Consider the following 23,047-nt stretch of genomic DNA (forward strand, 5'->3'; position numbering starts at 1 on the left):
ACGTGCGCTGGTGGGAGAAGGGCGAGCACGCCCCCGGCGAGCTGTACCGAGCCCTGTACTCCAGGGCGTTCGGCATCGCCGAGGGCGAACTGTTCGCCGTCGACCAGCCGCGCCCCGCTCCCCCGGCCTCGCCGCTGGTCGAGCTGCCGCCGGTCGGTGACGTGCTGGCCAGGGTCGCCGCCCACACCGGGCGCCGCGTCGGCGCCGACACCGTGGCGACGCTGGCGGCCCGGGTGCACGCGCTCCGCCTGGCGGACGACGTGCTCGCCGGCGGCGACCTCATCGGCCCCGCCTTCCGCGAGCTCGACGCCGCGGTGCAGGTCTACCGCCGGGGCGGCCACACCGACCAGGTCGGCCGCGAGTTGCTCGCGCTCATCGGTGAGGTCGCCCAGATCGCGGGCTGGATCGCCAGCGACGCCGGGGACGTCGACCGGGCGGCCGCCACTTACCGCCTGGGCGTCAGCGCGGCCCGCGAGGCGGGCGCCGCGCTGGTGGAGTCGAACCTCCTCGGCTCCCTGGCCTACCAGACCACCAACGGCGGCGACCTGGCCGAGGGTGTACGGCTGGCTCAGGCCGCCCTCGACACGGCGGCCCCGGTGCCCTCGGGGCGGGCCCGCGCGCTCGCCTTCGACCGCCTGGCCTGGGCCACGGCCCGGGCGGGCGACAGCCAGGCCAGCATGCGCGCGCTGGGCGACGCCTCGGCCGCGCTCGATGCGGCGACCGCCGACGAACCCGCGCTCTTCTACTGGGTCGACGCCGGCGAGCTGCAGGTCATGGAGGCGCGGGTGTACACCGAGCTACGGAGGCCGCTGCGGGCAATCCCACTGCTGACCGACGTACTCGGCCGCTACGACACTGCTCACACGCGCGAGCTCGCGCTGTACCTGTCGTGGCTGGCGGTCGCCCTGGTCGACGCGGGCGAGCCGGAGGAAGCGGCGGCCGCCGCACACCGGATGCTCGACCTGTCGGCCGACCTGCCCAGCGCGCGCACCGCCGCGCGGACCCGGGACGTCATCGCACGGCTTGCCGTGCATCGTGCGGTGCCCGAGGTGGCCTCGCTGCTCGAGCGCCACCGTTCGGCGAGCTGACCGCCCCCGGCCGTACGGCCCGGGGCGGCGGGTTCACTTGCCCTTGGCCTGTTCCTGCGCGCGCTCCTGGGCGTGCTCGGTGACGAAGGTCCCGCGGCCCTGTACTGCCTCGATCAGCCCAGCCTCGCGCAGCACGCGGAGCGCCTTGCGCACGCTGTCGCGGCCGAGGTCGTGCTCCTCCATAAGGACCTTCTCCGTGGGGATCACCCGGCCCGGCCGGAGCTGCCCCATGGCGATCTGGTCACGCAGGATCACCGCGAGCTGCCGATAGACCGGCATGGCGGCGTCGTGATCCACCTTCGCGGCCTCGCGCTCCTCGGTCATGACCATGGACCGTAGATGTCCGCCAACGCGCCCCTTCGCCCGCCTACGACTGCAAACAACTACAGACATTTGCCAACCACAGAGCTACGCTGGGAAATCATGAGCAGGCTTGCCGGTGATCTCCACTACGCGCACCCGCGCACCCGGGCGTCCGCCTGGGCGATCGAATGGGGCCTGCCTGGCTGCGAGGTTCCGCGAGAGCACGTGATCGAGTGGACCTGTTCGTGCAGAACGATCCGCTATGAGCTCATCGCCGGCGCCGGGGCGATGTGGATTCGCCGATTCGAGGGCGACCAGGTGCTCGAGACGCACCGCACGGCGGCCGCGCTCATCCGCGAACTGTGGGCCGACCTGCTCGACGGCGACGCCGCGTAAGGCGGGCTCAGCCCGCCCAGACCACCTCGTACACCGAGACGGTACGGCGGGGCCGGTCGACGTAGAACGCGGCGAGGCCAGCGTCTCCGAACTCGACCTCCCGGTAGTTCGGATCATCGCGCTGACCAGCGCTGGAGTTCTTGAACGGGTCATCGCCGACGCGGGCCAGGGCCTCAAGGAGAGACACGAACGCGGCCTCAGGCAGGCCGACGATGGCGGCTGATCCGGTCGCGTGGAAGATCACGCGAAAGTTCACGCAGCGCCCCCGGCGCGCTCAGCGAATACGTCGGCGAGCGTGCGGCCCGGGAACGGGCTCTCGATCTGGTCGGCCTCCAGCCACGGACCCCCGGAGCCGGTGCGGGCATCCTCGGCGCGCTGGTCGTGACCGGGGCGGGAGTACATGATCGCGCGCAAGTGCCAGCGCTTGAGAACCTGCTGCAGCTCGCGGTAGCGCCACGTCTCGTGCGCGGCCGCGACCATGGCGGCGCGGTAGTCGTTCAGGAACCGCTCGTGGTACTGCTGCGGCAGTGTGCTCAGGATGTCGTCAGGGTCGTACCCGGGGCCGTGGGGCTCGGCTGGCTGAGCTGACACGGTGCGCCCTCCTGATCGTCTGGTCTGTGCTGATTCAGCCTACTGCCCCTCGGTGGCGGCGTCAGGGGCCACGCTTCGGGACCGAGGCGGGTATCGAGACGAAGCGCCACGGCGGCGGGCACCTGCTCGCGGCAGGTCCAGCGGGCGCCGCACAGGCACACCACGGCGGGGGCGGCCTGGTCGTCGTCGACCAGCGGTACGGCTGCCTCGTGCGGGCAGAGGGCGGGGTCGGTCACGAGGTGCGACCGTAGCCTCGGCAGGGCCCCGGAGCTGGGCGGACGCCGGAATCGGCGGGTTCGTCCGAGGCCCTGGCGCCCGCGGGTCAGCCTGCCCCGAGAGCGGGCGGTCGTCGGCAGGACGGCCGCCGCGCCGGCGAGGCGGCCACCGGGTCGACGTCGACCCGCTCGGCATGCACCCGGTACGGCCCGGCGGTAGTGCCTCCCCACTGATGACGTAGCGCCGAGCCTGGGGCCAAAAGAGTCGTTCGTCGGTCGCGCTCAAGATCGCCTACTGGGGCCAGAAGACTCGTTCCCTTGGGGCCGGAAGGGTCGTTCAAAGCCACGCACCCGGTCGCCGTCGTCGCCCATGAGCCGGAGCTGCACCATCAGACATGCACCTCCCCCGCGCTGGCCTGGCTGTGGTCGAGCGCGCCGCCCTCGACGATCACGTACGTCACGTGCCGGTCCCCCTCTTCCCGCGCGGGCACCGTGGCGGCCGCACGCTGCAGCCGGCCCGCGCGGGTCAGCGTCTCCAGCACGCCGGTGGTCCCTGCGGCAGACCCGGTGATGGTCAGCCGCACCGCGTCCCGCAGGCCCGGCTGTACCTGATGGTCCGGCGGCGCGCTCAGCCCGGGTCGGCCCGTGGCCGAGGTGTCGGCGATCCGCCGCAGCGTCAGCCATAGCCGGTCAGCCGTCCCCGGCGGCCAGGGCTGGCGCAGCCAGCCCGTGACGGGGTCGAGTTCCCCGCGCCACAGCGCCACCCGATCCCGCACGGGTGAGGGCAACCGGTCGAACTGGCGCGGCCTGTCCGGCGCGGTGAACTGTACGGGCTGGCCGAGGGCGGCAAGGCGGTCCGTCACTGGGGCGAGCGGCCGGACATCCCAGCCGACCAGGCGGCGGCCGTCGAGCGCGGCCCGCAGCGCTCCCGCCCCCTCGGCTGCTGGTACGGCGTCCGCTGGAGCCCCGGAGGTTCGCGGACCGGCCAGCCGTACCAGGATGTCGAGCAACCGGCCGCCCGTGCCGTCAACTGCCTGCACCTGGGCGGCCAACGGCGGGCGTGCGCGCCCGGCCGCCGTTCGCGGCGCCTCGTGCAGGTTGACCCAGACCACCGCCGTGGCGTCGTCGTCGAGCAGGTCGCGCGCCCAGTCGGCCAGCGCCGTACGGCCCTCGCGCAGCCCGATCTGCTTGGCGATCAGGCGGGCGATGTGGTTGCAGGCCACGCACCGGGGCCTGAGCCCGCGCTCCGCGAGACCCTGTTGGCACTGGGCCCCACAGTCAGCGCACACCCGCACGGTAGTGGTCGCGCGCCGCCCGGCCGCCGCGAGCTGACCAGCGGTGGCCCGGGTCGGCGGGCAGTCAGTGACGCGATACAGCGGGATGTCGGCGTCCTTGCCGCGCCAGTCCTCCCCCGCCACGTAGCCGACCACCGGCCCACCAGGCTCGCGCGGCAGATCGGCGCCGGCGAGCTGGCTCCGGCTGGCCAGACCCCAGGGCACCTCAGACCACCACCGGTAGTAGACGGGCCCCGGCGACGGGGGCGCCTCCTCTGGCTCGTGCTCGGCCATCAAGGCCTCCGTTCGGCTCTCATGGGACCGCGGTCCCCTTGGGTGGTGATGGTTGCGACCGTACGCCCTGCGACCGACAGTTCGCAACCGGCTCCAGCGCGCTGACCTGCGATTTTCAAGTTTGCAAACTATTGTTCACGCCGGACTCAGTCGTGCGGGAGCGCCCGGGCGACGGCGGCCCGCAGAACGTCGCCAGGGGTGATCACCTTGGCGGCCAGCGCCTGATAGCGCTCCCAGAGCACGCCATCGGCGGGCGTGATCGGCCCGGGGTTGGCGTCCCGCAGCGCGCGAATCTCGACGATCGCGGGCATGCTCACGTTCGCGCATGCCGCCTGCAGCCGCTCGGCGAGCTCGGCGGGCAACCTGATGGGGATCACCTCCGGCCACGCCCCGTCCAGGCTGCCCGGCCAGCGGCCGGAGTGCGGCGCGGTCGGCGGGGGCGGCGGCCACGGGTGGTCCCATCCCCTCTCCCCCAGCTCGGCGCGGACCGCGTGCATCATCAGCACGTCGACCGAGTCGCACAGCTCGCCGCGCTGGCGCATGCCCTGCAGGTAGGCGCGAGCCTCGGCGCGCACCCGGGCGCGCTGGGCGGCCGGCGCCTCCGGGTCGACGGGGAACCGCTCGGCGATGAGCGCGCGCCGCGCGTTCTTCTCGGCGGCCAGGTGCTCCGCCAGGCGGGCGCGGGTGCCGTAGGAGACGCGGGCCTGAACCGGTGTGGTTGCTGCAGGCATGGGTCTATCCTGACCGGCGGCGAGTAAGTTTGCAAACTTCATTGATCCGGCTCCCGCCGGTGATGGCCGGGCGGGTCGCCTGGCCGGCGGCCTGGTGGCCGTCGAGCGGCCCGGGCTCACGTCCGGGCTTCGGGGTCAGCCTGAGCCGTACATCTGGTGGCACGCCTGGTTGCGGATAGCGAACTCGGGTTTGTGCGGCGGGAACAGCTCGTCGCACTTCTTGTCCACGAGCTCGCGGCCGCTGCTGCTCTTGCCTCGGCCGGTGCTCGTCGCGCCGGACCGGTCGGAGTCTCCCTTGCTGCGGGGCTTGGTCGTCTTCGTCGTGCGCGGCTTCTCCTGCTGCTGCTCGGCGGCTGGTCGGTCGGGCTCGACTGACAGGCGGCCGTCGCCTTCTCCGGCTTGCTCGCGCGGCTTGTGCGTGCTGCCCGGGGTGGGCGCCGGGGTGAGCGCGCCGAACGGGTCCGGGCTGGCGGTCGGCGTCTTGCCCAACAAGTTCGTGTAGGTCGGCCTCGGGGTCACGAAGAACGGCGTCCCCGAGTCGAGCGGCGTCGGCTTGGCCTCGTCGACGTAGCGCAGCGTCTTAACCGGCGTGGGTGTTGGGCTCGCCTGCGCCTGGGTGGGCGCGTCCGGCCAGGCTGCCCAGATGGCCAGGCCCACGGCGGCGGCCAGGACGCCCGCCACGGGGGCGACCGCGCGCCAGTCGATGCGTGAAGTGTCCGGGCCGTACCAAGCGCCGTCGTCCCCGTCGTCCCCGTCGTCGCCGGGGGGCATCGGCGGGGAGTACCGCCGCGGGTCCATCGGGACGTACGGCCCTCCGTCGTCGACCGGCCCCTCGTCGACGGGCCCCTCGTCGGCGCCGCGGGCATCCTCGTCGGTCGGCCCGCCGTGCGGGCTCGGCGGCGGTCCTGTGTCGGCAGGCTCTGGCGATTGGCCCATGCCGTACGGCGCGCGGCGCCACGGTCGCGGCGGGGTCGAGAGGTTGGGGTCGTCGTGCTCGTGCATGGCGTCTCCCTCGATCACTCCTGACGTGCCCCCAGCGTGGCCGAACCGATCACTGGTCGGGGCGGTACGCGCGGTGCAGAGGTAGATCTGTGACCAGCGGAAATGGCCTATATCTACGGGAATGGTGACGAGTCGGCCCGCTCCCCAGTCGTAAGATCCGGTCCGTGACCGAAGGCGACGACGACTTAGACCGCTACGACGACCCGCCCTCATCCCGGCGGCGGTCCAGCCCGCTGGGGCCACCGTCGTTCTATGAGCCAGACCCGCCGAGGCCGCCCATGGTGAAGCTGCTCGCCGGCCTCGTCCTCCTGGCGGCCGCGATCGGCCTGGTCCTAGGGGTGAAGCCGTGGCGGCTGCTCGATTCCCCGGGCGAGGCGGCCACCTCGCCCGGGCCAGTGGTCACGGTGACCGTCTCGGCCCGGGCCAGCGCGACAGCGGTGTCGTCCCCCCACGCGAGCCCGAGCGCGCGGCCGCGCTCGCCCTCGCCCTCGACGTCGCCCTCGACGTCGCCGAGGCCGACGCGTTCGCGGTCTACGCCGCGGACCACGTCGGTGCCCACGGTGACCGTGACGAAGCGCGTGCGGGTGACGGCGACCCCGCGGCCTCCGAGGCGCTGCAAGGCGGGCTTTGAGAAGGTCGCGGGGAAGTGCGTGCCGGTCGGCGGGCCGAGCGAGCCTCCCGTAACCAAGGCTGCACAGCCCACCTGCGGGCCTGGACAGTGGTATGACCCCGAGGTCGGCTCGTGTCGGCTGGACGAGCCGCCGCTCAACGGCTGAAGGCTCCTCCTCTGGCGGCCGCTGGGGCGGGCTTCACTCGTCCCACAGCGGCGGTGCCTGGCTCGGCCGGCGCGGGCTGGCCTTCCTGGCGCGGGAGAGCAGCCAGCTCGCTGCGCTGACGCCCGGTGCCCTCTCGGCGGGCTGGTCGGCGGTACGGCGGGGGCGGGCCCAAAACGGCGCGGGGGAAGGGTCGGCGGTGGGCGCGGGCCGAGGGGGACGTGCCCAGAAGGGGCGCGGCGCGGCGGCCGCCTCGCTGGGCTTGGTCCAGAAGGGGCGGGATTCGGCGCCGAGCTGCTCGGCGCGCACGCCGCGCAGGGTGCGCCCTCCTACGCGCACGGTGTAGGTGCCATCCCACGCGCTCGACTCGACCACCCCGACGGCATCGCGCCGGGCGCCGTGGTGGTTGACGCGGACCGCATCCCCTCGCTTGTAGCCCATGCCCGCCATGATCCGCGCGCACCTTGGGCCCGGCAAGCCTCACCCGTCACTCATGCATGTCTATGCACTCGGGTTGCATATTCGGACGCGAAAAACGGGATGAATCGGACTTTTCTCCTCCCTCGGCGACTCCGCTTTCCGGCGTGAAGACGTTTCCGCAGGTCAGAGCCTTGCGAAGATCGTTTTATACCGGACAGAATTGATGCACTGTCGGGTAAGACTCCGCCAGGGCGCCGATAAGAGGAATCGACGCACCCGAGGAGGCGTGTGATACAAGTCACATTTTTTCGGGTGCATGATCTCTGCGGACTTTACATCGATTCGAGGTAGTGGATATTCGGCGAGGTCAGAGTATGGAACTCTTGGTATATACAAAGGCTACCAAGACGCCTTTGACGTGCGGTGACGCATTGATGCCCGCACGCGCTATCCGCCGCCGCCGCCTACCATTTATCTCACTGCTACCAATCCATGCGGCTCTCGCAGCCGGTCAGTCGCCCCCGGGGGGGTTGACCGAACCGGGCCCTTCCCCCGGGCCCCTGAGAGAGAGGCCACCGACATGGAGCGATGGCGGAAGTCACTGCCGGACCTGCGAGAAATCGTGCCGCTCATCATCAGGGCGGTGCTGATCTGGCTGGACTGGTGGGTAAATGGCTGAGGGTCCGGGTAACCCCGGACCCTCGCACTTCTGAATAACCCGAGCGCTCCGCATCTCATCTTGGCCGGTGTCGTGCGGAGCGTTTCGGCTGTTCAGGCTATGAGCCGCTAGACATATGCCTAGTAGTCATGTGCCTAGTGGAACATTTGTAGCCTACCTCGGTTCTTGCCGAATCCGGCAGCAACGGGGACTGGATTAGCGGTGTGACGGGATCGCTCCGGGATCGCGCATCAGCTCGCGCGTTACCGCATCGATAGCCCGCGCCAGCTCAACCAGGCGCCGCCCCTCCGCCCGGTAGGTGTCGTGTACCCGCTCGATCGCCTCGGCCGACAGGTGCGGCTTGAGGTCAATGGCGGCGGAGCGGTAGCCAGCGCGGGCGGCGTCGGTGGCGAACTCGGTGTGGCGCGTCGCCATCCATGCCAGGGCGAGCGGAAAGTCTCGCAACACCGGGTGGGCGCGGAAGTCGGGCGGCAACGCCTCCAGCAGCCAGGCAACCGCGCTGGCCTGCCAGTCCGGCGCGCCGGGCGGTCGAACCTGCGGGGGCCAGGCCGGCGGGAGCGGAGCATCCTGCGCGCCTGCGTCCGCAGTCCCATCCGCGAACTGCTCGTAGGCGGGGTAGCGCTGACCGGGGAGATATTCAACCTGGTCTTCGGCGAGCCACTCGGGTCCGCGCTCGACAAGTCCGCCCGTCCAACCCTTCTCCGTCTCGACCCAAGACACGCAGACCTGGCGGGTGCCATCGGGCAGGATGCGACGGGCGTGCAGCTGGCCCGCATTGTCGGGCGGGAGCCGTACAGCGGGCAGGTCGGTCATGCTGCGCATCGTACTCCCGAGAGTCGAACTCACATTCGGGAGCGGTCGGGGTCAAGGGATCTCCGACCCGAAGGGGTCCCCCCGTTCACACCAAGACGCGGATGCCCTTTTTGTTGCCGAATGGGTCATAAGTGGAGTTGTGGCGCGACGCCGAGAATGACTTTTTCAAGATTTTTTCGGGCAGTGAAATCGACCCGAATCGGCCACTTCTTGCACTGCTCAGAGCTCGTTTTCAAAGCTCAGGCTATTAGCATGCATTTAGCGTCTGACCTGCGGTGATGCAGTCATTTAGCGTCATAGGTGCGCGCGCCATGTCCCGCCACAAACTAGAGTTTGCCATGCGAACGTTCTTGGCCTCGGCTCGTGCCGTACGGGGCTCTGTGGGTGATCCATGGAGGCCTACAGGTCCCGGGTCTCCTCCACCCCCCACCCATATCCATGGGGACCAGAGGAAAGGCGGGGAGCCGCTATGGACGAGAGCGGACGCAGGATGCGGAAGGTCTGGAAGGTGATCTACGTCGGCGTGCGAGTGGCGCTCGTGGCGGTCGAGTGGATCTCGGACTGGATCGAGCCCGGCATGTAGGCCGGGCCCGCTCCCAGAGGGTCTCGTGGTGGGACACGGCGCCAACCAACACCCCGCCGCGGGGCCCTCCCCGCATGGCGTAGCGGGATCTATTGCAATAGAACCCGCACATCCATCTAGCACTCTACCCGCGTGTACCCAGTCTCAGCGTCATCCCCGTCTCCATCGCGGCGCGAACGGCCGCGCGAACGGGTAACGCAACAGCCGCAGGAACAGCCGCAGGAACAGCAGCGGGAATGGCAGCGCGAATGGCAGCGCGAACGGCAGCGCGAACGGCAGCGCGAACGGTTTGCTGGAATCAGGCTCGATTCAGGTGCCGAACACGGCAATCGCGCCGACGCAGAGGAAGGCGAGCGCTGCCAGGCCGCCGAGCCATGCCGCCTGCTTGTGGCCTGTCGCGACCGAGAGTGCGGCGAGCAGGCCACAGCCCGCCCCGAGTGCGAGGAAGGTCCGGCCGGCGGCCGCCGGGTCTGCTGCGGCCGCGATGATGCCGACGAACACCGCGGCGGCGAGCACGAGCAGGGACAAGCAGGCGCACCCGGCCTGCGCGGCGGGGGTGGGTGGGGAGCCTTTGGCGGCTTCGGGCCCGGGGGAAGCATCAGGGTCCATCACCTGACGCTAACGGCTGCTACGTACGGTAGTCAGGCGCTTGGAGCCCCTGGCCCATCGTCGGCGGCCGCCGTACGGCGGCGGTCGCGGGCGGGGTCGAGCGCGACCCCGAACCCCTTGCGGCTGTTGAGGACCTCGACCACATCGCCGGTCCGGTAGAACCGGCGAGCTCCCCGGTCTTCATGAGCGGCGTGCTGGTCGAGCAGCGCGCGATACTGCGTGACCGTCTTGCCGTCGACGCCCAACAGCTTGGCGATCGCGCCGAGGGTCCGGTACTCCCCCGGGTCGCCGGGGACCTCGTAGCGGGCGGGAGCGTGCTTGGTCTCCCACGCCTTCAGCCACGCGTCGAGCTCGCTCTCCTCGTACTCCTCGTACGGCGTGCCGGACCCCTCCCGGGGCCTGGTCCCCTTCGGGGCGGGGAAGCCAGGGGCGTCCGTCAGATGGTTCCGGACCGCCGTCTCGGCGCGGCCGACCTTCGCCGCCCACTCGCCCAACGTCACCAAGCTCACGAGCCCCATTGTCCCGGAGCCGGCGGCCGCGCCATACAGCTCGGTCTCGACGGGCTCGGGCACCTCGAACAGGTCGCGTTGATCCCACTGCGGCCGCGCGGCCGCCTTCCAGACGCGTTGCAACCACGTCAGCGCGAAGGACTGACAGTTGGCCTCGTTCTTGTGCGTGCTCGACCCGCAAGCGGTCGGTGTTCGGCGGCCTTGAAAACTCCAGGCCATGGAGTCGGCCGAGGTGAGCCACCGGCCGTACTGCCGGAGCCCAGCGATCTTCACCCCGAACCCGTGCAATGGGAGATCGAGGCGGGCCAGCGTGCGGAAGATCTCGCCGATCTCGGCGGTGCCCTGGCGGCGGCAGACCGACCCGACCCCGACCACGGGGTAGTCCTTGGCGAGCCGTACGCCGTGCTGCTCGTACAGTTCGACACACCGCAGGTAGTCGTCAAGCTGCCAACCCTGAATGACTGGCATGACGGGGCAGTCGCCGGGGGCTCCCTGCTCTTCCCACAACGCGGTCAGCGTCACGAAGTTCTCGACGGTCCGCCGCTGGTGCTCGGCCACGGTCAAGCCGGTCTTGGCCAGTATGAAGGGCTCGCACATCCAATCCTGAGGCGCCGCCCACGCGATATCGCCGATCTCGTCGTCATAGCGAGCCAGGGCCCGCACGTACTCCTCCGGGCTCGTGCGGAACTCGCCGCCGTACAGCGATAGCTCGGTGAAGGCGCCGGAGTCTATGGCGTAGTGGCGGCCGAGGGGTGCCCGAGGCAACGTCGCCCGGCGGGCCAGCACGCGGTGTGAGATGAACAGGGAGACATCCAAGGGAGCGGTGATCAGCCACCGCTCCCGGTGGGTGCCGAGGTAGAAGTTCAGCTCTTCCTCTTCGTAGATCATGAGATCCGGCCTCGTCAGAAGAGGGTCGGCTGCTCGGACTGCTGACTCGGCTCGGCCTGCCGTACGACGATCTCGTAGCCGCCGCCGGGGGCTCCGCCGGGCCGGTGCCGTCCGTCCTCGGGGCGGTAGATGACCAGGGGGCCGCCCGAGGTGAACCACCCGGCGGGGTAGGCCCGCGTCACCTCGGCCTGCCAGCGCTCGCGGAGAACGGGCCGGTAGTCGGCGGCGGCGGCTGGCGGGCTGACGACGGGCAGGGCGCGCCACGTCGGCCAGGCGTGATCGTGCGCGTCCTCGGTGGCCTCGTTGTTCCGGCGGCGCTCGGGGCCCTCGTAGTCGCAGCCGAGGCATGCGCCGCGGTGGAGTTGGTGCCAGGTGGGCTCGTCGACCACGCGAGAAAGCACGGTCGGGCGGCAGGCATCGGTGAGCTCGGCGGGGTGCCCGTAACTGATCTCCCACATCCCCCGGCGTGCTGGCTGCGGCGCGGCATGGATGGCGGCGAGTCGGGCGCGGGTGCCGCGCGGCTCCTGGGTGTCCGTGGTGGTGCTGCCCGTGAGCATGGGCGTGCCTTTCTGGTGCTTCGCGGGTGGGGTCTCGGCTGTCCGGGCCGAGGCGAGTGCTCGAGTACGCGGTACGGCGGGAGAGGGCCGCGCCTTCGGCGGCGCCGGGGCTCGATGCCCCGACGACGGCGCGGAGGCGCCGCGGGGCCGCGCCGGCGCCCGCCCTCCCCCGGGCCCTCAGAACTCGATCGCGTTCTCGCGGGTGGTGCGGGGGCGGGTGTCCGGCCCGCCCCCTTCTATTCAACAGTCTACCCGATACTGCTTGCTTGAAACCGTGGATCACGCCTTTGAGCTGGGATTCTTCTAGATCTTTTGGCGGGTGTGGCTGGTCTGGGAGCCTTCTACGGCCCGGCGACCCAGACGGCGCACGTCGCGGGGTTCGTGCTGTGGTCGTCGGCGTCGCAGACCCAGCAGTAGGCCCCGGGCTTGGGCTCGGTGGCGTCCTCGGTGTCCGGCTTCTTGGCGGTCATGTCGTCCGTCCTTCCTTCTCCTGCTGGTTACTGGCGTTGCTAACCTGGGGCTGTGTCCTCCTTCGCGGGTGGACTCTCGGCGGCCGGTGTGTCCGACTGTCGTCCGGCTTCGGCGGGGCGGTGGTTCATCGGCCGCCTTCGTCGTGTCCAGGGGCGTGAGGGTGGCGCTCTGCGGAGGGTGGGGCCCGGCGTGGTGACCGGGCCCCGGGGTGGATCAGTTCGGCCAGCGCTCGATGTCCTCGCCTGTGACGGCCTCGACCAGGGCCGAGACGATGATCTCGGCTACCGGCGGAGTGACCGCGTTGCCGTACTGCCGTACGCGCTGGCGCTTGTTGCCGACCACGACGTAGCTCTTGCCGAACGCCATCGCCGCGCCGACTTCGTGGGGCTCCAGCATCCGGAACTGCACGTCGGCGATGTCGAGCTCGGCCGCGCCGCGCACCACGGCGTAGCGGTCGCGGGTCGACAGGGTGCCGATGGGCTCGGCGACGGGGCGGGCCTGGCCGTTGCCGTAGTAGGGCGCGAGCAGGGTTTGCCAGAGCGCTGCCGAGGTGCCGGGCGGGGTGACGAGACCGTGGTGATTGCCGCTGGCGGTGACGGTGGCCAGGGCCTCGCTGACCGGGCGGGCGTCGGAGGATCCTCCGCGCAGCTCGGCCACGAAGGGCAGGAACGCGACGCCGGTCTCGTTGCGGGCGGTCTGGGTACGGAGCGGCAGGGAGGCGGGGGCGGCCTCCTTCCCGTCGCGCCCCTCCATCGGGATCATGAGCGGCGGCACCACCAAGGCGTGATTACTGCCGTCCGCTACGACGGTCGCGAGGGGCTCGTCCATCCCGATCGTGCGCGGCCGGTCGGAGCGCAGCAACGCCAGGAAGGGCGCGGGGATGGCCAGGCCGTCGTTCTCCCGCGTCGTCCTGGTGCTCATGGGCGCGCTTACCGGCGTCGCCTCGTCGCGCCACGTGCCCCCGGCGGGCACCATGAGCGGCTGACAGCTCGCCTCGGCGAACTCCGGGACGACGGCGTAGCGGCGTAGTCCGGCCTCAATGCGGGCCATGGTCTTGTCGGCGAGCGGCCGGTCGCGGTCGCCGATGCGCTGGCCGGTCAGGCTCCAGTCGATCGCGGCGGCCGCCGGGAGCACGGGCGGCTCTAGGACCTGGTTGCGGCAGCTCACCCGGGGGCACTTGTAGACGTACTGCTGGCGGTAGCGGCCCATGTCCGCGCCGGGGGTCTTGAACACCTGGACGGCCTGCACGGTCTCCCGGCAGACGGGGCAGTAGGCCAGCGGCCGCAACCACTTGTTCCAGGCGGGATCCCGGCCGAGGGCCTCATCCCAGTAGGCCACGTACAGCCGGTCCCGGCTCTGCGGCGCGGCGGGGGTGCGCGCGGGCTGGGCGTGCATGCTGTTGATGGCGATCACGCGGGTCCGGTAGCCGAGGGCGCGAATCTCCCCGATCCACCGGTTCCATTGGTCCCACGCCCGGACGTCGACGACGTTCTCGACGACCCCGGCCCGCACGCGGCCTCCTCGGGCGATGACACCCCGGAGGTACATGGGCACCTCCTCCATCAGGGCCCGGCTGCGCTCGGCCTCCTCGTCGCGCTCGGGCCCGAACAGCTCGCCCTGCAGCGTCATGTCAAAGTCGCGCTTCTTGCCCCGGGCGGCCGACCACTGCGGGCACTCCGGCGAGGCCCAGAACAGATCGGCCACCGGCCAGCGCTCGACCGGCGCGGTCCGGATGTCGCCGAGGTAGTGGTCGGTCTCGGGGAAGTTCACCGAGTGGCTCTCGATGGCCTTCTCCCAGTGGTTGGCGGCCCGGGTGACCCGGACGCCGGGAACCGCGTGCGCGCCCTGGCTGCTGCCGCCTGCTCCGCAGAACCAGTCCATGAGGTCGAGCATGTGCGTCCTTTCGATCTTTCTTTCGCGGGTGGTGCGGGGGGCGGGTGTCCGGCCCGCCCCCCTTTCTATTCAACAGTCTACCCGATTTAACGATGCGTGAAACCCTGAAATCGGGCCACGAACAGGGGTTTTACCTTCTGCTCAGGTGTCGAGCACGAGCCTGGTTCTGGGCCCGTTCTGCGGGCTCGTCGTCCTTGGCCGTGATCAGGCCCCTGAGGGCGTGCATGAGGTCGTCGGCGGTGCTGACCGCGTCGTGCGCCTTCTCCACCAGCTCGATGTCTGCAGCGGCCCGGCGGTCGAACGACAGCGACCTGTCGACGGCAGCGGCGCTCGTGGCGTCGTAGGCGTCGAGCTGGCTCGCCAGATGGTCGAGGATGTACCGGACGCTGCGGGCGCGGTGGCCTGAACTGTTGATCTGCCGCAGGATCTCGGCGTCGTCTTCCTCGGCGTAGCGGCTGTATGCCTCAGCTACGGACTCACCAGCGTCCAGGCCGCGCGCTTCGAGGGCGTGGCACAGGTCGGCGATCAGGTCGCGGGCTACCAGCGCGAAGTCTGCACCGTCCTCGGCGCTGGCTCCCGTGTAGTGGGTGCGGCTGTAGATCGTCACGGCCTCGGTGGCCCGAATCGCTCGCTTGGCGTTCTCCACGGCGTTCTCCCTCTTCGCGGGTGGTGCGGGGGCGGGTGTCCGACTCGCCCTTCTATTCAACAGTCTACCCGATACTGACTCTGCGTAACCCTCGATCAGCCTTCTGAACTGGGGTTTTACCTTTCGGTCGCGTGCGCTGCCCTGCCCCGGTGGGGGTTTCAACCCACACAGTCCGGGGGCCTCGTGGTCATCCCGTCGCCTGATGCTCGCACTACCGCAGGGTTCCGGGGCGGCCAAGTCCCCGGGTTTGGGACTTGGGGGCCCCGGGTTCCTGTGGTAGCCCCTTGGGGTCAGGTGGCGGGATGACCACGACCCCGGACGGCACCACCTACGATCTTGCAGATCCGCCCCGGCCCCGGTCATCCTGGAGCCTGCCTCCCCGGCGAGGGGTGGGGGAGCTGGGGGCAGCGCCCCCGCATCGGCCCGCAGGGCCGACAGTCCTTCCCCTACGCGGCCGAGGCGTTGTCCCCCATGGGGGACAAGATCGCTCACGCCTTTACGATGTAGATCCGAGGTCGGCGAGCCCTGCGGCATATGGTGGCGCCGTGGTGCTGACCAAGGACCAACAGGAGTTGGTGGACACGCTGCGCGCGTGGTCGGCGCTGTCTCCCCCGATGTCCGGCGACCGGTACGGCTCGCTCTATGGCCTGTTGCTCGACCTTGGTGAGTGGTTCGCCCCGGCGGCCCTGCCGGTCGGCGTCGAGTGCGGCCCGGCTCAGTTCTGCTACGCGAACGCGGCCGAGATCGCCGCGGCGCGCGGTTGGGTGTACGTGGAGGGCCTGGCCCTCGTCGACACCGGAAGCACGCGGTTTGCAGTCCCGCACGCCTGGGCGTGCCCGGGGCCGGCGGGCAGGGCGGCTGAGGTTACCTGGCCACCCGGGCGCGGCGTCGCCTACCTCGGCGTCCCGTTGGCGGCCGCCGCCTGGTCGGCTCGCCCGTTCTGGGACTCCTCCCCTGTGCTCGACGTCCACACCCGCCGCGAGCTCCTGCGCGATGGACTGCCGACGTCCTGGCATGCCGAGGGCGCAGAAATCCCCTAGTTGATCTTGAGACCAATTGGTCTCAAGATCAACTAGGGGAGTGGGTTACGTTCCTGGCTCGATGGCCTTCTCCAGGAGGTCGGCGAGCTGGCGCATCTGCGAGATGAACGCCTGTGCCTCCTGGGGGCGCTGGCGAGCCTCGTCGACGAACCGCCTCATGCGCGCGGGCTCCTGTATCGCCAGGACCGCCGCGGTGGTCTTCCCCCATCGGTCGGGGGTCCTCGACGGGGCGGGCTGCTGCTCGCCGTGCAGATAGGCGCGGATCTGCTCAACTGCCTGTTCGGAGTCGAACGGGCCCGGCGGGATGACGCCTACGGCACCTTTGAGCATCGCCGCAGTCATCCGCGTTCCTTCGAGGACAGCAACGCTTTCAGCGACGGTTTGGCCAACCAGCAAGGCGGCATCCTGGCCGTGCTCGGCGGCCAGGGGGAGGAGTTCCCGAACCTGGGACTCGTTGGCCTTGATTCCAGCCATGGCGAGCTTCTCGGCCAGCGGCCACGCCTCGATCAACCGGTCGGCCTGCCTTCGGCCCATCTCCCACCCGGCCTCGGTGTAGTCGTCGAAGGTGGCGTAATCCTCGCGGTAGAGGCGGCCGTCCCGAACGACCTGTAGCGCCTTACCTGCAGCCCAGTAGGCCACACGGAGGTTCTCCAAAGCCGCCTCGCACACGGCGAGGTGCTCGCGCTCGACGTCCGAGAGCGGGCCGTCGTCGGCGGCCTCGTAGGGTGCGGGCAGGTGGCCAGGCCCCATGAACTCGGTCGGCGCCGGGGGAGCGGCCGGCGTGTCCTCTGGGTTCTCGCCCCAGTCTGGGGAGAGGTCGGGCAGCTCCTCGCGCATGGCCAGGAGGGCATCAAAGCCCTTGCTGTTCTTGCTCACGTGTAGGGCCCCCTTCGGCTCAACGGCGAGCGCTGGCGCGGCCGATGTTCAGCAGCAGCTCGGTATGTACGGCGGCCAGGTCCTCGCGCAGTTTGGGTGCGTAGCGCTCGTTGTACCGGGTGATGGGTATCCCGGCCTTGAGGCTGTTCGGCCAAGCGCGGTACTTGCGAACGAAGGATCTGAAGTGGGGGATGCCCTCGGCTTGGAGCGTCTCCCAAGCCTCTAGAACGTGCTGGGCGCCTACCTGAGGGTCGGCCTTGGTGACGACCGCGGCGTAGGGCACGCCCATTTCCGCCACGCGCTTGGCGGTGCGGATGGTGGGGAGCACAGACTCGAATTCGTGGTCGTAGGGGATGAGCACGAACGTGGCGTTCTTCACGATGCGAGCCAAGATCTTGTCTGCTTCGAGGCTGCCGGGGCAGTCGGCGAACACGGTGTCGATGTCGTGGAGGCTGCGAATCTCCTCGATGTGGTCCGGGTCGGTATCGAGGCGGACTTCGTAACCGGGGTCGGTGAGTACGTTCGTGACCTGGTGCGCCGTACCTTGGGGGTCGGTGTCCCAGACAAGGGCCCGGCCGTTGGCTTTGGCCGTGTGGGCGGCCAGGCCGAGCGTGAGCATGGTCTTTCCGACCCCGCCCTTGCCGTTGATGATGGGGACGAGGTAGCTGCGAGCTGCGCGAGCGGCAGTTCTGAGCGCGCCGCTCTGGGCGGTGGCGTTCATGGGAGCTTCCGATCGTTTGTGATCTTGACGCCTGCTGCGATCAAGACTGAGGATGCGGGCGGCATTAACCAAGTTGATCTTGAGACCAATTGGTCTCAAGATCAACACTCGGTGATTCCACCCTGTCAGTGGTGAGTGTCCCAGACCCGCACCTCGGCCGCCATGAACCCGGTTCCTGCACGGCACGTCGCGCTGGGGAGCGCTGCCCAACTGCGCGATGAGTCCCCGCTGAAGCGCAAGGGGCCCCGCACGCTCAGCGTGCGGGGCCCTCTATCGGGTAGGCCGGTTACTTGATCAGCATCACTGACTGCCTGTCCGGGGACGGGCGTGCGCCGAGCAGGTACGGATACGCGTGCTGCCGACCCAGATGCAGCCGCAGGAGACGTAGCGCTCCTCCACCGGGGCCCTCACTTGCGGCCCCCGGCGTGGTTGTGGTTGATCGGCGAGCTGGACTGAGCCCCACACCCCGGACAGGTGTAGATCGGCCGCTTCCGGCCGTCGTTGGACCCTTTGGGCCATGGCTGATGTGCCATGCTGGAACTCCTCGAAAGAGGGCCCCGGGGTGAACGTTCTTGGTCGGATGAGCACCTCGGGGCTTTGCTGTGTCACGGGGCGTGTTAGCGCCGCGAGACCTGATGCCTTCACGATTGCATGCCTAGTCTTGAAGTTCAAGAGTCTTGAAGTTATGATCTCGCTGTGATCTCATACAGGAGACGCAGCAGAGACGCGCTCAATTGCAGCGAGATGAAGGAGATGAGGTGTCGTGCTTCACTTCGAGAGTCCACAAGTCTTGATTCCCAAGACTCCCGAGCTTGGCTCGGGGGCTCTCGCACCTACGGAGAACTGCATGACGCCAGAAGGGCAGGGGCCCAACCTGCGGCCAAAGTATGTGCCGCTCAGCGGCGACGCCTGGACGCGCTTGGACGAACTCGCTCGAGAACTGCAGGACGCCAAGTCGCGCCGAGGCGGGGAACGCATCACCGCCAACACGTTGATCAGGGTGGGCGTGGCTGTCGTTCTCTCGTTCGGCGATTCCCTAGCTGGCGACACAGAGGAGGACCTGCGAAGAGGGCTCTTGGAGCGCCTGGGCAGGCCACAACCACCTACCGAAAACTCGGCAGATTCCTAGCACCTCAACCGATCAAGCCCGGACGACGACGCCTCAATCTTGGCGGATCAGTCGTCGCCGCCCGGGGTGGACACCAGGAAGGCAGAACCTTCTGATGTTGAAAAGAATCCTAAGGCGACGTGGGGAAGAGGAGAGCTACCACCCCGGCGTCGTCAACGGTCACGGCCTCGACTCGGCCCGATTCTCGATCGGCCCGGACGGCGTCCACGAGACGCGCGTCTACCGTACGGGGCCGGCCAAGAGGGAGCCAGGCGAGCGCCTCTCCGGGCGGCTGCTCGGCATCGCCGGCGTCCTTATCTTCGGGGCCCTGGTCGGCGCGGGCTTCGTCGGCTACGAGGCACAGCGCCTGTTCGCGCTGCTGCACAACCACACCGGCGACACCGCCACTGCCGCAGACCAGGTCCGCGCAGTCATCATCGCCGCCCTGCCCGATGTCGGCTGGGTCGCCATGGCCCTGGTCGCCCTGGTGGCCGCGCTGCGCGGTCAGTCCAGCCTGCGGGCCCGCATCGGCGTGATGGTCTTCTTCGGCCTGAGCTTGGGCGCGCAGCTCCTCTACGCGCCCCACACGATCGAGGGCATGCTCGTAGCGGTGATCGCCCCGGTCACCATGGCCTGGATGCTCGAAAGCTACATCGTGGAGGTACGCCGCCGGGTCGCCGCTCAGCGCGGCCTCGACATCGACGAAACCCCCATCCTGTCGATGGTGCTCGCCGTGCTCGGTCGCCTGATCCGGCTGCCCTTTGGTCTCCCGCTTTGGCTTCTCCGGCTCTTTCTGGACCGCAAGGGCACGTGGGCCGGTGCGCGGGAATGGGTGCTCGACGTGGCCCCGATTGCGCCCGGCAGGACGCTGGCCAGCATCCGCGCGGCCGAGGCCGAGGCGATCGCAAGCTCGGCGACGCTCACCGCTGAGCAGGTGCGCGAGGCGGCACGCGAGCAAGTGGAAGCGCTGCAGGAGGCGCACGCCCGCGAGCTGCGCGAGATCGCGGAGGCCCGCGCGGCCGAGGCGGCCGCGCGGCTGGAGGAACGCCAGCGAGAGCAGGACGAGAACGCCCAGCGGGTCGAGCAGACGGAGGCCGAGGCGCGCGTCTCACTGAGCCGCACGCAGAGCGAAGCTCAGCGCACCATCGACGGCTACGCCTCCCGCCTGCAGGAAGCTGAGCTCAAGCTTCACCGCCTGTCGGAGCGCCTGCAGCGCGCCGAGGCGGACAGTGATCGACTGCTGCAGGTCGAGCGCCAGTTGACGGAGCGCACGAACGAGCTCGGCGCCGTGCGCGCGGAACTGAAGCTCGTCACCGACCAGGCCAGCCCGCGCGTGCGCCTGGCCGCGCTGTACGAACGGCTGCGGCTCAATGGTGACCGCCGATACCGCGACCGCGCCGCGGTCCCGGAATTGGCTCGCACGTGGTTCCTGGAGATCGGCGTTCAAAGCGAGGGTACGGCGCGCAAGTATCTCCACGAGTACCTTGATGAACTCGGGGTTCCTGGGACGTCGGTGCAGGAAGGGGCGTACACGTGATGTACGGCACGATCGTCGGGGGCCCTCTGTCGGCCGCCGCTCCCGAAATCCCGATCAAGTTCATCATCCTCCTGGCCGCCATCCTCCTCGGCGGACTGGCCCTGCGCCTGCTCTGGGACTTCCTTCGCCGCGGCCACGAGACACCCCGCGCAGGCCTCTGGCGACGGCTGCGCATGCGCCGACACCCCGGGGCGGGCTTCGCGGGCCGGTGGGAGCTGTGGCGGCGGTACGGCCTCGGCCGCGCCCGGAAGATCGCCCGACACGCCCGGCCGTCGCTGGGCACCCTCGACCTGTACGGCCACGGCAAGTGGCGCAACTACGCGACCATGCTCGGCTGGGCGCAGGGCTGGGTTCACCGCTGGCGCGTCTACGCGACCCACTCTGACATCCTGCTCGTCATCGCCGCGCCGCAGAAGGGCAAGAGCGTGGCGGCCGCCGGACGCATCATCGACGCGCCGGGCCCGGTCGTGGTGACCAGCATCCGGGGCGACCTGATCGCCAACACCGCCGGGCTGCGGCAGAAGGTCGGGGCGCTGCACGTCTTCAACCCCGAGGGCGTGGGGGAGTGGGGGACCACCTTCCGGTGGAACCCCGTGGCCGGCTGCCAGCACCCGGACACGGCGCTTCGCCGTGCTGGGCACATGGTGGAGGCGGTCGAGACGCGCGGCCTGTCGGACTCGAATTTCTGGGAGTCGCAAGCCGTGATGGTGCTCAGCTCCTACATGCACGCGGCGGGCCTGGTCGGGGGCAACCTCCGGCACGTCTGGAAGTGGATCACCGAGGACGACCCGACGCCGGTCGAGATCTGCACCCGGCACGTCGCTGCAGCGCAGTTCGCCGCGAACGAGATCCGGGACTACCTCGCGCTGCACGACCGTACGCGCGACTCCGTCGAGCGGACGATTCGCCAGGTGTTGAGGTTCATGCTCTCGCCCGAGGTCGTCGAGACCCTGACGCCCGCCGGGGAGGAGGAGTTCGTCATCGCCGACTTCCTGCGCTCGCGGGACACGCTGTACCTGGTGGCGTCGGCTGAGGCGGCGAGCCCCGTCCCGCCGCTGCTGTGCGCGCTGCTGGCGGAGATCAAACACGAGGCGCTCATCGTCGGCTCGAACTCGCCCGCGAAGCGGCTCGACCCGCCACTGAGCATGGAGCTTGACGAGGTGGCCAACGTCACCCCGATCCCCGTGGCGGCCTGGGCGTCCTACGCGGCAGGCTCGGGCATCCGGATGGCGCTCTACTCCCAGAGCTGGGCGCAGCTCGCCGGGCGCTGGGGCGACCGCGGGGCCGAGACCATCTGGCAGACCGCCACGGCCAAGGTCATCATGGGCGGCTCCAGTGAGCCCGAGCTGCTGCAGCGCGTCGCGTCGCTGTGCGGCAAGGTCTACGTGACCGTCCGCCAGCACCGCGAGCGCGACGGGACAAAGACCCCCGTACAGGATTGGGTGGATGTCCTCAGCCCGAACGACGTCCGCAGGCTCCCGCCCGGCCGCGCCGTGGTGATCGTGGGAGAGGCGCTGCCGACCATCGTCCGACCCGAGGTCGTCTACAAGCGCGCCGACTTCAAAGCCTGGGCCCGATCCAGGGAACCAATCAGGCTCCCCCGGACAACCGCGCGGCCCCTGGTCGCGCCCAACCCGGCCCTGCTCACCGGGAATGGGCCGGTCCTGCAGGCCGACGAACTCGCCGCCCGCCGCAGGGCCGAGGTACGCCCCGACCCTGCGACGCAACCGCTACCGATTCAGCGGCCCCAGCAGGCGACCGGGACCGGCCCATTCCCGGTGACGACGCCCACGCCTCCCACGACCCCGGCCCGACCGCGCCGCCCATGGGACCACGCTCCCAAGGACGAGACATCCTCGTGAGACCCGACTGGGGCCCGGGCGCACCGTGCGCCCGGGCCCCTCGTACGTGCACCAGCCGCGCCGACAAGGAGATCACCCCATGACCACCGGCAAGGGGCCCACCCCACGCGACGACCTCGTGACCATGCTCGCGGTCGACGTCGGCAAGCTCGGGGCGCGGGTGGACAACATCTCAGACAAGGTCGGCGACATCGAGCGCCAGGTCGGCGAGCTCGCGCCAGTAGCCGCCGTGGTGAGCGAGCTGCGCGAACGGACCACGGCCATTGCCGACACCCTGACCCGCATGAACAACCGCACCACCGGGGGAGAACCGCAAAAGACCTGGTCCTGGACGGGGATGGGTCCCGAAGAACGCGCCGAACGCCTCGACGAACTGCAGTCGTGGGTAACCGAGGTCCTGGTCCCGCAGTACGGCGACTATCTGCGCGACCAGACGCTGAAACCGTGCTGGGCGCGCCACCCGGCGGCTGTCAATGAGCTGGCCTGGCTCTATGTCGAGTGGTTCAACGCCTACCTTGCCGAAGAACGGCGTACCCGGGATGCGGCGGACTGGCATGACCGGTGGCTCCCCGGGGTGATTACTCGGCTGAAGACCGTCTTTCGTGGCTGCCCACACGACCCCGGCGAGTAGCGCCAACAGCGAAGGGCCCGGACATGAGTCCGGGCCCTTCGGCGTACGTCGGGGTTTACGTGCCGTCGGCCGGCGGGAGACCCCGCTCGTCGACCGGGGCAACGGTGGTTCTCCCCACCAGCCATTGGATCGTCTGATAAACCCCGTCGCCGTACCCGCGAGAATGACGACGACCCGGCCCGAGCTGGTGACGAACGTCTTCAACGGGCGCAAGCTCGCCGAGGAGGTCATCCCCGGTCGGCAGGCCCGGACGAGCAGGCGGGCGGTCGCTTACGGGCGCGCCCGGACGGCGGCCGAGAACCCATTCGCAACAGGCGAGAACGCCCGCACACCAGTCGGTTTCCCACTCGATCGAGGCAACGCGAGGGCCTCGGCGCGCAAGGTCCCGCACAGCCACAACGTGCCGGGAGGTCCGCACGATGCGGCCGCGGCCGCCGACAAGGTGGCCCAAACCCTCCGGGTGGGTGCCAGGTACGGGGATGGAGTCGTCCATTCCCAGAAGCCAAGCGAGGGCGTCAGCGACGTCACCGGCCGAGG

At 70.0% G+C, this 23,047-nt stretch carries 23 protein-coding genes; 6 read left to right on the forward strand and 17 right to left on the reverse strand.

Annotated features, from left to right (window positions below; translation table 11 throughout):
• Positions 1–1,088: NsdA family TPR-like regulatory protein (locus KIK09_RS56760; protein WP_308164883.1), on the forward strand; the 1,088-nt coding region annotated here is incomplete at its 5' end.
• A 33-nt stretch (positions 1,089–1,121) separates the two neighbouring features.
• Here the strand turns inward: KIK09_RS56760 and KIK09_RS56765 are convergent.
• The gene (locus KIK09_RS56765; protein ID WP_214327893.1) at positions 1,122–1,412 is read right to left on the reverse strand and encodes a GntR family transcriptional regulator; all 291 of its coding nucleotides are present in this window, start codon (positions 1,410–1,412) and stop codon (positions 1,122–1,124) included.
• Positions 1,413–1,511: 99 nt separating this feature from the next.
• On the opposite strand from KIK09_RS56765, the gene KIK09_RS56770 reads away from it, so the two are divergent.
• Positions 1,512–1,787, forward strand: coding sequence for a hypothetical protein (locus tag KIK09_RS56770; RefSeq protein ID WP_214327894.1), 276 nt, complete (start codon positions 1,512–1,514; stop codon positions 1,785–1,787).
• 7 nt (positions 1,788–1,794) lie between these two features.
• Here KIK09_RS56770 and KIK09_RS56775 read toward each other — a convergent pair whose 3' ends face one another.
• The 14 genes from KIK09_RS56775 to KIK09_RS56835 form a co-directional block, all read right to left on the reverse strand.
• Positions 1,795–2,043: a hypothetical protein gene (locus KIK09_RS56775; RefSeq protein ID WP_214327895.1), complete on the reverse strand. Its 249-nt coding sequence runs from the start codon at positions 2,041–2,043 to the stop codon at positions 1,795–1,797.
• Complete coding sequence (locus KIK09_RS56780) at positions 2,040–2,378, reverse strand: DUF6247 family protein (RefSeq protein WP_214327896.1); 339 nt, start codon at positions 2,376–2,378, stop codon at positions 2,040–2,042. The genes KIK09_RS56775 and KIK09_RS56780 overlap by 4 nt, the downstream gene beginning before the upstream one ends.
• 604 nt (positions 2,379–2,982) lie before the next feature.
• The gene (locus KIK09_RS56785; RefSeq protein ID WP_214327897.1) at positions 2,983–4,161 is read right to left on the reverse strand and encodes a serine/threonine-protein kinase; all 1,179 of its coding nucleotides are present in this window, start codon (positions 4,159–4,161) and stop codon (positions 2,983–2,985) included.
• A gap of 146 nt (positions 4,162–4,307) precedes the next feature.
• Complete coding sequence (locus KIK09_RS56790; RefSeq protein WP_214327898.1) at positions 4,308–4,892, reverse strand: hypothetical protein; 585 nt, start codon at positions 4,890–4,892, stop codon at positions 4,308–4,310.
• A gap of 135 nt (positions 4,893–5,027) precedes the next feature.
• Entirely contained in the window at positions 5,028–5,894 is an 867-nt protein-coding gene (locus tag KIK09_RS56795; RefSeq protein WP_214327899.1) for a hypothetical protein, read from the reverse strand.
• A gap of 250 nt (positions 5,895–6,144) precedes the next feature.
• Positions 6,145–6,513, reverse strand: coding sequence for a hypothetical protein (locus KIK09_RS56800; RefSeq protein ID WP_214327900.1), 369 nt, complete (start codon positions 6,511–6,513; stop codon positions 6,145–6,147).
• Positions 6,514–6,703: 190 nt separating this feature from the next.
• The gene (locus KIK09_RS56805; protein ID WP_214327901.1) at positions 6,704–7,108 is read right to left on the reverse strand and encodes a hypothetical protein; all 405 of its coding nucleotides are present in this window, start codon (positions 7,106–7,108) and stop codon (positions 6,704–6,706) included.
• Positions 7,109–7,961: 853 nt separating this feature from the next.
• On the reverse strand, positions 7,962–8,579 hold the full coding sequence (locus tag KIK09_RS56810) for a hypothetical protein (protein ID WP_214327902.1): 618 nt from the start codon (positions 8,577–8,579) through the stop codon (positions 7,962–7,964).
• Positions 8,580–9,471: 892 nt separating this feature from the next.
• Entirely contained in the window at positions 9,472–9,690 is a 219-nt protein-coding gene (locus tag KIK09_RS56815; RefSeq protein WP_214327903.1) for a hypothetical protein, read from the reverse strand.
• Between the two features lie 113 nt (positions 9,691–9,803).
• On the reverse strand, positions 9,804–11,168 hold the full coding sequence (locus KIK09_RS56820; RefSeq protein WP_214327904.1) for a deazapurine DNA modification protein DpdA family protein: 1,365 nt from the start codon (positions 11,166–11,168) through the stop codon (positions 9,804–9,806).
• A gap of 14 nt (positions 11,169–11,182) precedes the next feature.
• Positions 11,183–11,725 (reverse strand): DUF6349 family protein, encoded by a 543-nt coding sequence (locus KIK09_RS56825; protein WP_214327905.1) that lies wholly within the window; start codon positions 11,723–11,725, stop codon positions 11,183–11,185.
• A 341-nt stretch (positions 11,726–12,066) separates the two neighbouring features.
• Positions 12,067–12,195: a hypothetical protein gene (locus KIK09_RS59830; protein WP_275956624.1), complete on the reverse strand. Its 129-nt coding sequence runs from the start codon at positions 12,193–12,195 to the stop codon at positions 12,067–12,069.
• Between the two features lie 214 nt (positions 12,196–12,409).
• The gene (locus KIK09_RS56830) at positions 12,410–14,089 is read right to left on the reverse strand and encodes a DNA cytosine methyltransferase (protein ID WP_214327906.1); all 1,680 of its coding nucleotides are present in this window, start codon (positions 14,087–14,089) and stop codon (positions 12,410–12,412) included.
• A gap of 130 nt (positions 14,090–14,219) precedes the next feature.
• Complete coding sequence (locus KIK09_RS56835; protein WP_214327907.1) at positions 14,220–14,735, reverse strand: hypothetical protein; 516 nt, start codon at positions 14,733–14,735, stop codon at positions 14,220–14,222.
• 545 nt (positions 14,736–15,280) lie between these two features.
• Here KIK09_RS56835 and KIK09_RS56840 point away from each other — a divergent pair.
• Positions 15,281–15,775: a hypothetical protein gene (locus KIK09_RS56840; protein ID WP_214327908.1), complete on the forward strand. Its 495-nt coding sequence runs from the start codon at positions 15,281–15,283 to the stop codon at positions 15,773–15,775.
• Between the two features lie 45 nt (positions 15,776–15,820).
• Here the strand turns inward: KIK09_RS56840 and KIK09_RS56845 are convergent, their stop codons facing one another.
• Together KIK09_RS56845 and KIK09_RS56850 are read right to left on the reverse strand one after the other, a co-directional pair.
• The gene (locus KIK09_RS56845) at positions 15,821–16,651 is read right to left on the reverse strand and encodes a type 2 periplasmic-binding domain-containing protein (protein WP_214327909.1); all 831 of its coding nucleotides are present in this window, start codon (positions 16,649–16,651) and stop codon (positions 15,821–15,823) included.
• Between the two features lie 19 nt (positions 16,652–16,670).
• On the reverse strand, positions 16,671–17,372 hold the full coding sequence (locus tag KIK09_RS56850) for a ParA family protein (RefSeq protein WP_214327910.1): 702 nt from the start codon (positions 17,370–17,372) through the stop codon (positions 16,671–16,673).
• Between the two features lie 1,223 nt (positions 17,373–18,595).
• Here KIK09_RS56850 and KIK09_RS56855 point away from each other — a divergent pair.
• The 3 genes from KIK09_RS56855 (at position 18,596) to KIK09_RS56865 (ending at position 22,510) form a co-directional block, all read left to right on the forward strand.
• Positions 18,596–20,017 (forward strand): DUF2637 domain-containing protein, encoded by a 1,422-nt coding sequence (locus KIK09_RS56855; RefSeq protein ID WP_214327911.1) that lies wholly within the window; start codon positions 18,596–18,598, stop codon positions 20,015–20,017.
• Positions 20,017–21,879, forward strand: coding sequence for a type IV secretory system conjugative DNA transfer family protein (locus tag KIK09_RS56860; protein WP_250575457.1), 1,863 nt, complete (start codon positions 20,017–20,019; stop codon positions 21,877–21,879). Before KIK09_RS56855 ends, KIK09_RS56860 begins: the two co-directional genes overlap by 1 nt.
• A 79-nt stretch (positions 21,880–21,958) precedes the next feature.
• On the forward strand, positions 21,959–22,510 hold the full coding sequence (locus KIK09_RS56865) for a hypothetical protein (protein WP_214327913.1): 552 nt from the start codon (positions 21,959–21,961) through the stop codon (positions 22,508–22,510).
• The last annotated feature ends 537 nt before the right edge of the window (positions 22,511–23,047 follow it).

The organism is Nonomuraea sediminis, from assembly GCF_018531495.1.
Taxonomy (GTDB): Bacteria; Actinomycetota; Actinomycetes; order Streptosporangiales; family Streptosporangiaceae; genus Nonomuraea; species Nonomuraea sediminis.

What these genes read in the sequence shown, in the direction of transcription:
- KIK09_RS56825 (WP_214327905.1), bottom strand. Translation starts at nt 11,725, where the DNA reads ATGCTCACGGGCAGCACCACCACGGACACCCAGGAGCCGCGCGGCACC.
- KIK09_RS56790 (WP_214327898.1), bottom strand. Translation starts at nt 4,892, where the DNA reads ATGCCTGCAGCAACCACACCGGTTCAGGCCCGCGTCTCCTACGGCACC.
- KIK09_RS56795 (WP_214327899.1), bottom strand. Translation starts at nt 5,894, where the DNA reads ATGCACGAGCACGACGACCCCAACCTCTCGACCCCGCCGCGACCGTGG.
- KIK09_RS56810 (WP_214327902.1), bottom strand. Translation starts at nt 8,579, where the DNA reads ATGACCGACCTGCCCGCTGTACGGCTCCCGCCCGACAATGCGGGCCAG.
- KIK09_RS56850 (WP_214327910.1), bottom strand. Translation starts at nt 17,372, where the DNA reads ATGAACGCCACCGCCCAGAGCGGCGCGCTCAGAACTGCCGCTCGCGCA.
- KIK09_RS56770 (WP_214327894.1), top strand. Translation starts at nt 1,512, where the DNA reads ATGAGCAGGCTTGCCGGTGATCTCCACTACGCGCACCCGCGCACCCGG.
- KIK09_RS56765 (WP_214327893.1), bottom strand. Translation starts at nt 1,412, where the DNA reads ATGACCGAGGAGCGCGAGGCCGCGAAGGTGGATCACGACGCCGCCATG.
- KIK09_RS56865 (WP_214327913.1), top strand. Translation starts at nt 21,959, where the DNA reads ATGACCACCGGCAAGGGGCCCACCCCACGCGACGACCTCGTGACCATG.
- KIK09_RS59830 (WP_275956624.1), bottom strand. Translation starts at nt 12,195, where the DNA reads ATGACCGCCAAGAAGCCGGACACCGAGGACGCCACCGAGCCCAAGCCC.
- KIK09_RS56820 (WP_214327904.1), bottom strand. Translation starts at nt 11,168, where the DNA reads ATGATCTACGAAGAGGAAGAGCTGAACTTCTACCTCGGCACCCACCGG.
- KIK09_RS56830 (WP_214327906.1), bottom strand. Translation starts at nt 14,089, where the DNA reads ATGCTCGACCTCATGGACTGGTTCTGCGGAGCAGGCGGCAGCAGCCAG.
- KIK09_RS56860 (WP_250575457.1), top strand. Translation starts at nt 20,017, where the DNA reads ATGTACGGCACGATCGTCGGGGGCCCTCTGTCGGCCGCCGCTCCCGAA.
- KIK09_RS56785 (WP_214327897.1), bottom strand. Translation starts at nt 4,161, where the DNA reads ATGGCCGAGCACGAGCCAGAGGAGGCGCCCCCGTCGCCGGGGCCCGTC.
- KIK09_RS56805 (WP_214327901.1), bottom strand. Translation starts at nt 7,108, where the DNA reads ATGGGCTACAAGCGAGGGGATGCGGTCCGCGTCAACCACCACGGCGCC.
- KIK09_RS56855 (WP_214327911.1), top strand. Translation starts at nt 18,596, where the DNA reads ATGTTGAAAAGAATCCTAAGGCGACGTGGGGAAGAGGAGAGCTACCAC.